Source organism: Brevibacillus ruminantium (assembly GCF_023746555.1).
Lineage (GTDB): Bacteria > Bacillota > Bacilli > Brevibacillales > Brevibacillaceae > Brevibacillus > Brevibacillus ruminantium.
In genome coordinates, this window is record NZ_CP098755.1 from 5545034 (window position 1) to 5557991 (window position 12958).

Annotated in this window: 15 protein-coding genes; 2 read left to right on the forward strand and 13 right to left on the reverse strand. The window is 37.2% G+C overall.

Features of this window, described 5'->3' with window-relative positions; genetic code table 11:
• Positions 1–118 precede the first annotated feature (118 nt).
• Positions 119–427 (forward strand): GNAT family N-acetyltransferase, encoded by a 309-nt coding sequence (locus tag NDK47_RS27120; protein WP_251872815.1) that lies wholly within the window; start codon positions 119–121, stop codon positions 425–427.
• Positions 428–498: 71 nt separating this feature from the next.
• Here the strand turns inward: NDK47_RS27120 and NDK47_RS27125 are convergent, their stop codons facing one another.
• From NDK47_RS27125 to NDK47_RS27180, 12 genes are all read right to left on the reverse strand, one after another.
• Positions 499–1179, reverse strand: coding sequence for an MBL fold metallo-hydrolase (locus NDK47_RS27125; RefSeq protein WP_251872816.1), 681 nt, complete (start codon positions 1177–1179; stop codon positions 499–501).
• On the reverse strand, positions 1154–2227 hold the full coding sequence (locus tag NDK47_RS27130) for a 3-oxoacyl-ACP synthase III family protein (RefSeq protein WP_251872817.1): 1074 nt from the start codon (positions 2225–2227) through the stop codon (positions 1154–1156). Before NDK47_RS27130 ends, NDK47_RS27125 begins: the two co-directional genes overlap by 26 nt.
• Positions 2224–2454 (reverse strand): acyl carrier protein, encoded by a 231-nt coding sequence (locus tag NDK47_RS27135; protein ID WP_251872818.1) that lies wholly within the window; start codon positions 2452–2454, stop codon positions 2224–2226. The genes NDK47_RS27130 and NDK47_RS27135 overlap by 4 nt, the downstream gene beginning before the upstream one ends.
• On the reverse strand, positions 2447–3253 hold the full coding sequence (locus NDK47_RS27140; protein WP_251872819.1) for a GNAT family N-acetyltransferase: 807 nt from the start codon (positions 3251–3253) through the stop codon (positions 2447–2449). The genes NDK47_RS27135 and NDK47_RS27140 overlap by 8 nt, the downstream gene beginning before the upstream one ends.
• Positions 3254–3295: 42 nt before the next feature.
• Positions 3296–4798 carry an amino acid adenylation domain-containing protein gene (locus NDK47_RS27145; protein WP_251872820.1) on the reverse strand — a complete coding sequence of 501 codons (1503 nt, stop codon included), beginning with the start codon at positions 4796–4798 and terminating at the stop codon, positions 3296–3298.
• A 32-nt stretch (positions 4799–4830) separates the two neighbouring features.
• Positions 4831–5691, reverse strand: coding sequence for an AAC(3) family N-acetyltransferase (locus NDK47_RS27150; RefSeq protein WP_251872821.1), 861 nt, complete (start codon positions 5689–5691; stop codon positions 4831–4833).
• Positions 5688–6452, reverse strand: coding sequence for an SDR family NAD(P)-dependent oxidoreductase (locus NDK47_RS27155; protein WP_251872822.1), 765 nt, complete (start codon positions 6450–6452; stop codon positions 5688–5690). Before NDK47_RS27155 ends, NDK47_RS27150 begins: the two co-directional genes overlap by 4 nt.
• The gene (locus tag NDK47_RS27160) at positions 6439–7497 is read right to left on the reverse strand and encodes a 3-oxoacyl-ACP synthase III family protein (protein WP_251872823.1); all 1059 of its coding nucleotides are present in this window, start codon (positions 7495–7497) and stop codon (positions 6439–6441) included. The genes NDK47_RS27155 and NDK47_RS27160 overlap by 14 nt, the downstream gene beginning before the upstream one ends.
• Positions 7498–7535: 38 nt before the next feature.
• A complete protein-coding gene (locus NDK47_RS27165; RefSeq protein WP_251872824.1) occupies positions 7536–8267 on the reverse strand; it encodes an SDR family NAD(P)-dependent oxidoreductase in 732 nt (243 codons plus the stop codon).
• Between the two features lie 71 nt (positions 8268–8338).
• A complete protein-coding gene (locus NDK47_RS27170; protein ID WP_251872825.1) occupies positions 8339–9097 on the reverse strand; it encodes an SDR family NAD(P)-dependent oxidoreductase in 759 nt (252 codons plus the stop codon).
• Complete coding sequence (locus tag NDK47_RS27175) at positions 9090–10142, reverse strand: 3-oxoacyl-ACP synthase III family protein (RefSeq protein WP_251872826.1); 1053 nt, start codon at positions 10140–10142, stop codon at positions 9090–9092. Before NDK47_RS27175 ends, NDK47_RS27170 begins: the two co-directional genes overlap by 8 nt.
• 174 nt (positions 10143–10316) lie before the next feature.
• Positions 10317–10535 (reverse strand): acyl carrier protein, encoded by a 219-nt coding sequence (locus tag NDK47_RS27180; protein WP_251872827.1) that lies wholly within the window; start codon positions 10533–10535, stop codon positions 10317–10319.
• Positions 10536–10822: 287 nt separating this feature from the next.
• Between NDK47_RS27180 and NDK47_RS27185 the strand changes: the two genes are divergently transcribed.
• Entirely contained in the window at positions 10823–11947 is a 1125-nt protein-coding gene (locus tag NDK47_RS27185; RefSeq protein WP_251872828.1) for a GNAT family N-acetyltransferase, read from the forward strand.
• Positions 11948–12203: 256 nt separating this feature from the next.
• Here the strand turns inward: NDK47_RS27185 and NDK47_RS27190 are convergent, their stop codons facing one another.
• Positions 12204–12734: a hypothetical protein gene (locus NDK47_RS27190; protein ID WP_251872829.1), complete on the reverse strand. Its 531-nt coding sequence runs from the start codon at positions 12732–12734 to the stop codon at positions 12204–12206.
• Positions 12735–12958: the final 224 nt, after the last annotated feature.

Genomic DNA, 12958 nt, shown 5'->3' on the forward strand with positions numbered 1-12958 from the left:
CATAAAAGTGAAGTTGAAGGCCTTTTGCAACAGAAAGCGACGAAAAAATTTCCCATGATGTACTATATAAAGGGATGATCCGCTAACCTGATACAGATACATGGTGACGGAAAACGACATGGCTGTTTCAGTCTGTTTTAGCGCAAGAAGCAGTGATAAAGCAGCGGAGGCCGGGGTGGAGACATTGGAGGATTATCGAGGAAAAGGATATGCGATTCGAGTGGCATCTTCCTGGGCCAAAGCTATACGCCAGTCTCAAAGAAGTGCGATGCTTTGGTCTAATTCAACCACCTGCTCAAACAGACTTTTTACCTTCTTTATTCAGTTTTTCTGTAATAACTTTTTCACGAAATTTTTCGTGTATGTCATTCTTGTTTTTACTTATTGTTCCCTCCCATGCATTCCATCTAACCCCTGCCTACAATAACGGTATAAATTCGTCTCAATCGTACTTTTCCTTCTGCTGAAAATTCATTTAAGGTGATTTTAGTTTAACTTTTATAGATACTCAATTGAGAATTCATGAATGTAGCCTGCTTCCCCATGTCCAGGAAATATAACAGAATCTTTAGGTAAGGACTTCAAAAACGGCAACGTGATTTCAGAATATTTCTTTTTACTTCCCCCAGGCAACCTTGTAATCGTTGGTTTACCGTTTATTAGACTATCGCCAGTAAATACAAACCTATTATCTATTAAAATACATACACTTCCATCAGAGTGACCCGGTGAGTGTATGATCTCGATTTTGTGATTTTCCCAGTTAAAACACATATAATCATGAAAAGTCTCATCCGCTTTGCAGCTATATGGCTGGATACTTTCACCTGATATTTTGGTCTCGGATGAGTAAAAAAATAAAAGTGCATCAAAATAGGCAGAAGCATTGCGTCTAGGATCAGACAAATTTTGTGCACATTGATCTATAGCAATTACCTTACAGTTTAAATTTTCCCTCAACCAGTTAACCCCAGATATATGATCATAGTGTTCGTGTGTGAGCAATACGATTACGTTCGTAATATTTGTATCCTTCAACAGCTGTAATGCATCAGTATTTACGCAAGGGTCTATAATGAGAGCCTTGTCATTCGAAATCACTAGATACATTCTTGAGTCTATAGGAGCAAATGGGTAACTATACGTTTCACAATCAGTAATCTGAAATAAGCATTTCACAAAAATCCATTCTCCCTAGCTCAATAGTCATTGCTCCCCATGTTAACCCAGACCCAAATGCAGACAAACAACATTGATAGGTGTTGTCAACGACGGCTTTTCCCAAGTTATGTACGATATTTATAGGGATGGATGCGCCGCTTGGATTCCCAAAATTCTCAACGATATTCATTGGAAGCTTTTCATACGGGATTTCCAGTTTGTCCGCCAGTTTTTTCAGCATAAACTTATTGGGCTGGTGGAATAGAAACCAATCGATATCTTCTTTTCTTTGTTCAGCAAAACCTAGTGTTTCACCAATTAAGGTCGGGACTTCCGTCTGGACAAAAGTGAAAACTTCAGACCCTTTCATCTTCAAGTTGTCCAGACTGCGTAAATTCCCATCATTGTCCAGATCCCTAAGGACTGCTGTTTCTTCAGAACTTGCCAATCTTGAACCTCCGGCAGGTATGATCAATGCATCTCTGCGGCTCCCGTCATTATACATAGTAAAATGGATATCCTTCGCATTGAGATCATTCTCCACAACAGCAATTCCTGCCGCATCTCCTATTAATGGATAACTGTTTCTGTCCTTCACAGATACTTTTTTGCTTAGCGTATCTACCGTAAATAGAATAACCTTTTTATCCCCCATATGTTCCAATAACATAAAGGCTTGCATCAATCCATGCAAGAATGCAGCGCAGCCCTGATTAGTATCAATGCAGATTACGTCATTCGCTAATCCGCATTCACCGTGGATGACGTTGCTTACATGGGGCAGAAGATAATCGGGTGTCGTCGTGACGACTATTATGCCGCCGATTTCATCCTTTTTTACAAGCTCTTTTTCCAACATATAGTTTAAGCCAAAGACACAGAAATCAGAACTTGCTGTGGTCTCCTTCACAATGCGGTGTTTCTCATACCCCATAACTTTTTTTAATCGTAGGGTCTGCTGTTCAGGGAAATTATAATTATGCACCTCATCTTCAAACCTTACTTCGGTTTGTGGAAGTACACCCAACATACCTGTTATTTTCTTACCCCGAAAAATGGTTTTCATATCGCTCCCCCATGTTTTCGAATTACATTAGCGATGGATTCAACGCTATTGAAATTTTCAGGAACAATATCAAGCGCATCGATTGTTACATTAAATTTCTCATCGAGTTCAGCTACCAAAGAAACAATGTCGAATGAATCCAATAAGCCATCGGCTATAAAATCATTGCTTTGTCTATAATCAAACTCCGGTCGCAATTCAGTTAATATCCCATAAATTTTATCCATTGTCTTCTCCATTGAATATCATGATAGAATCAACCAGTCCGTCTGGTGCAAAATGATATTTCTCATATTTATTGATAGCAAAAGTATTATTCGACTCAACCCATAGCTGACATATTACATCTTTAGATAATTGGTTGAATTGATACGTTAATAAATGATCGGCTATCCCTTGTCCTCTAAAACGCTTGTCCACAACTAGCTGATAAAGATAGATCAGCTTTTCTCCTAATCTTTCAAAATAGGCGAGTCCTGCTATCTCATTTTGTTGAATAACCAGTGTAACTTCATTATTTTGTATCGCCCTTAACAGCTTTTCTCTATTCGGGGGATGAGAAATATATATATCAAATTCCGAATAAAGAAGGTGCATGATTTCATCCACTCTACCTTGTGTTGCTAGAGTAACATTGGACACTTCTTTATATTGGTTTTCTAGTCCGGGGCGTTTCATTCTAATCATTGTAGAATGCTTGTGAAAATTATAGAGTTTCAATCCATTTATTATATTCTCTACTTGCTTATCTCTTCCAATAATATCTGCAATAATTGGCTTCCCTTTGAAACCACTCAAAGCACTTTTGATTTGTTGAAGGGATGCGAGATCAGTAACATAAAAAAACAATCGAATCAATTGATCCTCTTCCATTAAAATAACGACAGCATTCTCTGTCAACATTATGGTGACATGATCCAGATCGAGCATAGCCCTGAGTTGCTGCATCGTGAAAAAAGTATTGGTTAAAAACCCTTTGCACTTACGGATTTCACTTATTTTCTTAACCAATGTTTCAAAATCCATACCAGACACCAATTCCCTTTTACTTTTTAAAAACTAAATCGATTACATTAATTCTTTCAGTTTCAGGCGATCAATTTTTCCATTATTGTTTATCGGCATTTCATCCAACCTTTGGAAGACATTCGGTATCATGTATTTGGGAAGTATGTGTTTTATCTTTTCCATTATATAGTCTCTATCTGCTTGTCCTTGGTAGAATAAGATAATTTTGGATTTTACAGAATCATATATACAGCAGCATAAGTTAATGTTCTCGAGAGAGCTGACAACCGTTTCAATCTCACCTAACTCTATTCGATGTCCCATATGCTTAATTTGAAAATCCTTACGAGAAACATATAAAAGCTCTCCCCGATGATTGTACTTTGCCAGATCCCCGGTTCTATAAATTATCTCGGTGTACGATTTGTTCAGAGGGTTTTGCACGAAGACTTCTGCCGTTTTTTCTGGATTATTATAATAACCTAGTGCCAAAGATGTTCCTCTAACGCAAACCTCTCCTATTTCCCCAACCTCAACCAAATTATTTTGTTCATTCAGAACCAATATATCCGTATTCTTGCAAGGAATCCCCATTGGTAGGGGTTCATCATCCTTAAAATCTCTATCAACAATATAATAGGTACAAACATCTGTTATTTCAGTTGGCCCGTATAAATTAGCATATTGAGCATCAGGAATGTTTTTTCTCCAAATATTAAGCTGCTTGTTTGGCATGGGTTCTCCTGCAAAGAGAATCTTCTTCAAGTACTGTGGAATACTGGCTTGAAATGTTCTCAGATTAGCAACCAAACATAAAACAGAGGGCACCCAAAATATAATATTTATCTTATTCTCATTTAGATACTCTACCAGTTTGATTGGAAAGGAGAAATATTGCTTCGGTACGATAAACATTGTACTTCCGTTACGTAATGTACAATATATATCTAATACCGAATTATCAAAATAGAAAGGAGACTGATTTGCAAACCGCTCCTCTTCAGTTATATGAAAAGTTTCACTCACCCAATCAATATAATCAATGACCGATCGATGACAGATTGTTACTCCTTTTGGTGTACCCGTTGAACCAGAAGTAAATAATACATACAGCGGGTCTGTATCAATCATCCTACAGCGTATATTTTGTAGTAGCTCTTCATTTACCTTGGTTTCTAATGCATCCTCAAACACAATAAGTTCAGCATTGGACTTTATCTGTTTTGCAGTTTCTAACGAAGATCTATCTGTTATGATTGCAAATGGCTGAAGAGTATCCATAATATTATTTATTCGCTGAATCGGCATCTCATGATCAAGAGGTGTATACAAGTTTCCGCTATAAGCAACTGCCAAGAACGACACGATACTATTAATTCCTTTTTCCATATAAATCACTACTGGACGTCTTGTGGTTTTACATTCTGTTATTTTAGATGCTACTGCTTTTGATTTTTCCTTTAGTTGCTTAAAAGTAATTTCTGAAAAGCTGTCCACGTACGCCGTTTTATTTGGAAATTTTGCAGAAGCCTCTTCTAAGTAATCAATGATGTTTGTTTTCAAAACCGTGGCCTCCTTTATTATCTAGGAACATCTTAACAAGAAATAATTCTTTCTCCATTTTTACCTTTCGTGTATTCATGCACTAGATCTTCATCTGTAAAAGGCTGCTCTAAAAAGTAATGGATATCACTTTCTAATTTTTTTCGAATCTCTCGATAAGCATCATCTTTTGAAATACAAGTAATCGGCTTATTACCAATATGGGTCTTTTGTAAGAAACCATTTTCAAATAAATAATCCTCAAAATAATACGAACAAGCTGGCTTTACACCAGCACACCCAGCATACAATATATAGTCATCCTCATATTGGTTTCCTTTTGCATCTATAATTGTTCCGGTAAAATGCATATCAAAACGATAGGGAACTCTCATAATGTCTTCTACATAATGAATGTAAGTGAAGCATTCGCCTATTTCCGCACCAAAAAAGAGAAACTTCACTTTTTCTTGTTGATGTAGAATATCATAACCACTGTTTATTCCGAGTGAACTTTTACCGATATTTTCAAACATATTTGCTTTATCGCCAACGGCTGTCATCGACAAAATTGGATCAATAGATCGTACGGCACCCGGCTGATTCCTGATATATTCATTTAATGCTCCCATTGATGTTCTGCTATTTCGCACATCATATATTTCTTTGTTGCAGAAACTAAAGGTATACGTAGGAAATACCAGCGTCCCAACGTTTAATTCTTGTAATATTTCATATAAGTAACCCAAATATTGCTTTCTCTTCAACTCCGGATTTAAAGCGCCAAATGCAACGTCCGTATGTACAAATAAAATATCGCATTCATGAGCTCCTACTTCTTTCAGCTTATCTAAAATATCCTTTGTGGTATTCCAAATTCCATTACTATCTTTAAATAGTCTCACATCATTCATAGTAAGCCTCCATCCGCATACATATTTCTTCCTGTAATGAATCTAGCCATATCGCTCAATAAAAATGCGCATACGCTTGCAATATCATCAGGCTTACCCACGCCGAGCAAGGATTGTTCGATAACTTTATTAAAATTTTCTTCGTTAGCATACTCTTTAAGTGTTTCTTGTACCATTTCCGTCATAATATTGCCTGCAAGAATTCCATTGATTCGTATTTCTTTTTTAGCTAATTCGAATGCCAGGCTTGTAACAGCAGCATTCATTGCGGCCTTGGAAGTAATATATCCCGTCTCATATGCCCGCGGTTGTACAGATAATATGGAAGAGATACAGACGATACTTCCCCCGCTTGAATATTTCTTTTTAGCATATTGCCTAACGAGCTCAATAAACGGAAAAAAATTCGTTTCCATCACATCGGATAAGCGTTTTTTACTAAGACTCTGCAAAGGCATTACATAGGGAATCCCCGCACAATGCACCATTCCGTTCAATTTTATTCCGTCTTGAACCATTTGATCGAAAAATGGACTCAATTCTTCTTCTTTTGATAGATCTACAGAAAGAATCTGATGATTTCCCCCCGTAAGCTGCAGCATAGTCTCATTTAATCGCTCTTCATTGCGGCCACTCAGTATGATTTGTGCACCGAGCTTTGATAAGTAAATTGCCGTTGCTCTTCCAATCCCAGACGAGGCACCGGTAACAAGTATCTTTCTCCCCGCAAAATCAAGAGGGTTAAAATTACTGTCCTCCATAATACGCCTCCTCAAAATAACTATCAGAATAGATCATTGGAAGTACGTCCTTGGTTTCAATTTCGAAAGATACAACACCCCAAGAAAGCCCGATACCAAAGCCAGATGTGATTAATTTCAGTTTATCCGCGACAGCTTCTCTGCTGCATAAATCAACAATCGTAATCGGAATGCTTGCGCCATTTGTATTACCGTATCTGTCAATTGAAATCGGCAGCTTCGATTGATCGACCTTCAATTTTTTTCGAATATGGTTCATCATAAATAAATTGGCTTGATGTAAAACACAGTAATCATAATCATCCATAGACCCGTCAAATGTCTTGAAATACTCATCAAATGCCTGTGGTACGTCTGTAATCGTAAATTCAAAAACTGCCGCCCCATCCATTTCCGGCTTTGTAATTTCCCAATAGGATTCATTATCCTTAAGCGGCCTTCTAGTATTTCCTCCCGGTGTGATTAAAGCGGTGTATCCTTCACCATTTGAATGTAACAAGGAACGGACAGTTGTATTGCCTCTTTCAAGAAGAGTGGCAGAACCTGCATCTCCAAACAACATCTCATCTTTAATATTGGTTTCCTTGTTTTTTCTTAGGATATCCCCTGTCAGTAAAAGAACGCGATTTACAGCACCGCTTTGTATAAGACTTGAAGACAAAAACATTCCATAAACGTATCCGGAACAGCCTAAATTAACATCAAAGGATAAACAATTTTTCGATAACCCGAGACGTTTATGCAAAACATGCGAAGTAGCAGGTTGAATATAGTCTGGAGTTTGTGATATAAAAATAATCGCATCTATACTTTCTGCTGAATATCCCTTATGGGCTAAAAGATTTTTTGCGGCTTCATAGCATAAATCTGAGGTTGTTTGTTTTTCGTGAGTGACATGCCTATGTACAACTCCAGTGTTTTTAATAAACTTTTTAACTTCCTCTTCGCCTAATACTTCTGCATAATTGTTATTGTCCATTTGTTTGGATGGAACAGCACAAGCTATTCCGCTTACTAAGATATGATTAAACAATGCGCTTGGCATTGTGACTTTCCCCCCTTTCACCTTACAATAGAAGCTACTTAAAATCGACCTGCATCAAAATACAGGTTTCTTCCCGTAATAAATTTTGCCATATCGCTTAGTAAAAATGCTATCGCACCAGCTACATCATTCGAAGGAATCAATCCAAGTAATTGCGGACTCGCCACCTGAGCCAAATGATCATCTACCGTGGCATTCTCCGGCATCACTACTCCGGGGAAAATAGTATTTACTCTAATATTCTTTTTTATTAACTCAAAAGATAATGATTGTGTTGCAGCATTGACAGCGGATTTGGTTGCAGAATAGATAGTCTGACACGCTTCAGGTTGTACACTGGCAATTGAGGATACTGCCACAATACTTCCGCCATTCGTATATTTATTCTTTGCAAACTGTCGCACCATCTCTATATAAGAATAGAAATTTATATCCATGATTGCCCGCATTTTTTCACGGGTTAATTGTGGTAAAGGTATGATAGGAATTATACCTGCGCTATAAACTAACCCATTCAGTTTGACCCCATCAGATACAGCTTGCTCAAAAAGATCCCCCGCATTGTCAACTTCAGTCAAATCAGCCTCTATCAGAATGTGATTTTTTCCGTTCAGAAGCTCTTTGGTTTCGTACAACCTTTCCTTATTTCTACCTTGCAAAACTAGCGATGCACCCAAGCTGGATAGGTAGATTGCTGTTGTCTTTCCAATTCCGGATGATGCTCCGGTGACAAGTATTTTTTTGTTAGAGAAATCCAGCGGATTTATCATGTTTGCTTATTGTTCTCCCTCGTTTCACATTTGTAAAAAGTCCTACGCTTTCCCCTACACTTCTGTTATTATTAGAAACTGCCGCCATCAACAAATAGCCGGCGGCCTGTAATGAATTTAGACATATCACTGATTAAAAATGCACATGCACCAGCAACATCATCAGCCTCTCCCAACCCCAATAATTGGAATTTACTCACATCATCCAGATCAGGGCCGATATATTCATCACGTAGAACCATTTCTGTACGAAGCAAACCAGGCAACACCGTATTGATCCTAATGCCCTTCTTGGCTAGTTCAATGGATAACGTTTGAACGGAGATATCCATAGCCGCCTTGGATGCGGCATAACTCGTTTGGCATTGTCCAGCCCTATCCCCTGCAATTGATGAAATGCCCACAATACTTCCCGCATCACTATATTTCCTCTTCGCGTATTGACGGACAAGTTCAATAAACGTAAAGTAATTAATATTCATTTCCTCAAGCATCTTAATTCTAGTCAACCCATTTAGCGGTATTACTTTTGTAATACCCGCACAATGAACCAACCCATTCAGTTTTACGCCATCTTTCGTTGCCTGATCAAAAAATGAACCCATATCTTCCAATTCTGATAAATCGGCAATTATCTGAAGATGACCACTTCCCGATAATTGCTGCATCGTATCATTCAGTCGCTGTTGGTTTCTTCCCGTAATGACTAATCTTGCTCCTAATTTTGATAAATATATAGCAGTTGCCCTCCCAATTCCGGAAGAAGCTCCTGTAACGAGTATTTTTCTATTTGATAAATCTAATGGATTAAAAGCACCTAGATTATCCACGATAGGCCTCCTCGTAATAATCACTGGTATATATCATAGGTAAAACATTTTTAGATTCCACTTCGAAACTGGTTACTCCCCACGATAGACCTACGCCAAATCCGGATGTGATGAGTTTAATCGTCTCCGGAACCTGCTCTCTTTCGCATAAATCAACAATCCCCAATGGGATCGATGCACTGCTTGTGTTAGCATATCTATCTAAGGAAATTGGCATTTTTTCAAGAGGCAGCTTTAATTTTCTTGCTAGTTGTTTAAGAATGAATAAATTGGCCTGATGAAATACGCAATAATCATAGTCATGAATATCTCCGCCGTAAAGGTTGAAAAATTCTTTAAAAGCTCTTGGTATTTCAGTAATCGTAAATCCAAAAACTTCAGCCCCATCCATATGCATGGCTGTTTGTTTATAATAGTTTTTACCACCCATAATTGGATTTCTTACGGCTCCGCCCGGTACGATTAATGAACTGTAGCCTTCTCCATTGGCTTTCAGCAAGCATTTCATTTCCGTATTTCCACGCTCGATAATTGTAGCTGTTCCAGCATGTCCAAAAAGGATTACATCCTTGATGGAGGCTTCCGGATTTTCAACTGAGATTTCTCCGGCTAGGAATAATATTCTCTTAATACTTCCACCTTGTAGCATGGTAGAAGCTAAATACAATCCATATACATATCCCGAGCAGCCCAAATTAATATCAAATGCTATACAATTCTTTGATAATCCAAGTCTTTTATGAATGACATGTGATGTCGCAGGTAGAATATAATCTGGAGACTGTGTAAGAAAAATTAATGCATCTATGCTCTCCTTATCAATTTGTTTCTCTTTCATTAATTGTTCAGCTGCGACAAAGCACAAATCCGAAGTAGTCTGATTACCAGACACACAGTGACGTTCCTTGACTCCGGTCGTTTCTATAAATTTGTAAACTTCATTTTCCCCTAATTGGTCAATATAATCGGTAATTTTCTCGACCTTCTCAGGCACAGCACACGCTATGCCGCCAATATGTATATTCGTAAAAACAGCATTTGCCACTAAGCTCTACTCCCTCTATGTTAACGATATCTCTTGAATAATAGGAAAAGTGCTCTAAGTCTTTGCTGGAATGATGTTTCGAACAACATTACTCAAAGATAAGAGCACCATTTAGGAAAGCCCAATACATTCATTCAATAAATCAATACAGAACGATTCAAGTGGATTAAATCCTCATTCCATTATATTTATAATATCCTGAATTGTTTTAAACTCTTTAATCATTGCTCCACTTATTGTCTTATCAAAGTGTTCATCAACAAGAGCAATTAAAGAAATTGCCGCAACTGAATCCCAATCTTCCAATGATTCAAGCTCTGTCGTTACCTCTAATGAACCTTGGTCCAGATCTAGCATTTCCTCTAATAAGTTTAATTTTGTTTGTAAATCCACAATAAAATCCTCCTTCAATAATACTATGTCTGTTAAACTATACGATAATCCAAAGTAAAAATCTCTATAAACTTAATATCGACTGATTTTGCATAAAACTTTATACTAACCTAACCTTTTATAGTAACATTTTTTGTTTCGAGTTACGATTGAAATGAGTTTTGTTATTTACCGGATCTTACGTCAATGATATGATCTCCCTAAATGGATAAGAGGGGCATCCCAAAATTCGAAGGCCTATTATGACGGTACTTCAATAAATCCGCAGCAAAAGGTGGAATGGAGTAATGGAGATCAGGCTATTTAAGAAAGATGAAGCTCCTATGTATATGGAAGCAATTGACCAAATATGGAAAAAGGGACACATTTTAAGTCGTGACAGAGCTCTTCTTGACTTCATGTTTTATAACAATCCTATGCATGAAAAGTATATTGGAAAGGATAACTATGGAGCTATAGGTGTATGGGAAGATGGCAAAATTATTGGGCTAGGCGGCTTGATGTTATATGAATTTAACGTAAATGGAAAGACAGAGTTGGCATCTAACGTAACAAATATTATAGTATTGGAAGAATATAGAAAATCCATGGCCGGTTTGCTAATATTCGGAAAACCTTTTGAGCTATATCCTATTTTCTGCAGTTTTGGAATAGCTCTTAGTAAATTAGCAATGCGTATTTCTCCTCCCACTATTACACAGGATTATGTAATGCAACCCATACATAAACTAATGCGGATGATTGGCATTTTTAATAAGAAAAAAACCGCTGAGGTATTATTAAATGGAAATGAATATTATTTAAGAAATTACAATATCGTTCAAAAGGTTTCACAATTCGGGGAAAAAATAGTTAATAGGGACCTGGATGAAAATAAATGGAATACATTTTACTATACGCATATCGCTCCCAAGACTATTAGTGTTTCACGTAATTATGAATTTCTTAATTGGAGATATTTAAACCATCCAACCTTTGAATACTTAGTGTATACTGTCCAAGATCAACTTGGAAATTATGAAGGCTTGTTTGTTGCAAGGGTTGAAAGAATAGTCAATGATACTGCAAAGAATTTACGTATAGTTGAATTTATTTCGAAGAATCAGGATGCTTCTATTGCACTAGCTAACAAAATTGTAGAGATTGGAACTGAAGAGGATGTTCTTTTCGCAGATTTCTATTGCACGACAGATATGTTTAATTTTGGACTAGAATCAGTTGGTTTTAAAAAGGAATTTACATCAGAAGATGATCAGTTCGTCTTACCATCCAGATTCCTACCCATAGATTTATCCGTTGTAAATTTAAATGCAGTGATATCTTTTTATGGAAAATCAGTACGGAAATTAAATCTTTTAGAAAACAATATATATTTCACCAAAGGTGATTCAGACCAGGATAGGCCTAACTAAAACGTATTACATAATATTAAAAAATTATCGAAGTGTTACAGACCAACCCTTGGGATCTGTAATTTTTGCAAAAAACCCTACACATGTGGGGTTTTTTGCGACTGTCCGCCTCTTCTATCTTTTAACCTTGTATAATCCTACACTTCTACTTCTTCAATATTGGAAATGTTTACCATCGAATTACCAAAAGTAAATGGAAGTAAGCTATTGTTTGCCAAAATACGCTGATTGACAATTTAGAGATTGGTAATTCCCTTTATTTCGTTACCGTAAAGATCGTATCATTTTCTTTAAGATGCTTTATTCTTTCCGAATAATCTTGTTCTGCTTGGTTTTTTGTCAGTATGTTGCTGGAGACTAACAAGTTATAAAATGACTTCAGCATCTGTGTTGATATAGGCATGGGAAGTCTCTCAGAAGTAATCATCATTCTCTGCCCATCAATCAGGACAGAAGCTATTTTTTCAGGCTGTACAAGCTCAATCTGTACGCCGTTCCCGTCCATTACAAAATACATTTCCTTTCCATTTTCAAACACTAAATGTTTTACTTCTGCCCCGTTTCTTAAGCGACGCTGGATTTCTTTCATTGAATAGCCTGGAATCGGATCATTTTTCAGAAGCCAGTTAGCAAAATCTTTTGCGTCGACACCGTCGGTATCATATTTTTTCCAAACTGACCCGTTATCCTTACTAATCAGTATGGAGTTATCATTTGTTATACGCAGATACATCTCATTGTCCAAATAAACCGCCCTATATTTTGAAGCGTTAAGTTTGTCAATCAACTCCGGTACATCCGATTTGGTAAATGTTACAGCTGCGGAAAATTCAAAGATGCCGAACTTGTTTATCAAGCATTTGCAAGCGTAAAAGGAGATCTGCGTCAAATCCAGCTTTTTCACACGGATCATGGCAGCGAGTTTAATAATCTCACGATTGATGAAGTGATAACCACATTCAAGATCAGACGTTCATTGAGTATGAAAGGCTGTCCTTATGACAATGCAGT

What these genes read in the sequence shown, in the direction of transcription:
- NDK47_RS27120 (WP_251872815.1), top strand. Translation starts at nt 119, where the DNA reads ATGGCTGTTTCAGTCTGTTTTAGCGCAAGAAGCAGTGATAAAGCAGCG.
- NDK47_RS27130 (WP_251872817.1), bottom strand. Translation starts at nt 2,227, where the DNA reads ATGAAAACCATTTTTCGGGGTAAGAAAATAACAGGTATGTTGGGTGTA.
- NDK47_RS27135 (WP_251872818.1), bottom strand. Translation starts at nt 2,454, where the DNA reads ATGGATAAAATTTATGGGATATTAACTGAATTGCGACCGGAGTTTGAT.
- NDK47_RS27140 (WP_251872819.1), bottom strand. Translation starts at nt 3,253, where the DNA reads ATGGATTTTGAAACATTGGTTAAGAAAATAAGTGAAATCCGTAAGTGC.
- NDK47_RS27150 (WP_251872821.1), bottom strand. Translation starts at nt 5,691, where the DNA reads ATGAATGATGTGAGACTATTTAAAGATAGTAATGGAATTTGGAATACC.
- NDK47_RS27155 (WP_251872822.1), bottom strand. Translation starts at nt 6,452, where the DNA reads ATGGAGGACAGTAATTTTAACCCTCTTGATTTTGCGGGGAGAAAGATA.
- NDK47_RS27160 (WP_251872823.1), bottom strand. Translation starts at nt 7,497, where the DNA reads ATGCCAAGCGCATTGTTTAATCATATCTTAGTAAGCGGAATAGCTTGT.
- NDK47_RS27165 (WP_251872824.1), bottom strand. Translation starts at nt 8,267, where the DNA reads ATGATAAATCCGCTGGATTTCTCTAACAAAAAAATACTTGTCACCGGA.
- NDK47_RS27185 (WP_251872828.1), top strand. Translation starts at nt 10,823, where the DNA reads ATGGAGATCAGGCTATTTAAGAAAGATGAAGCTCCTATGTATATGGAA.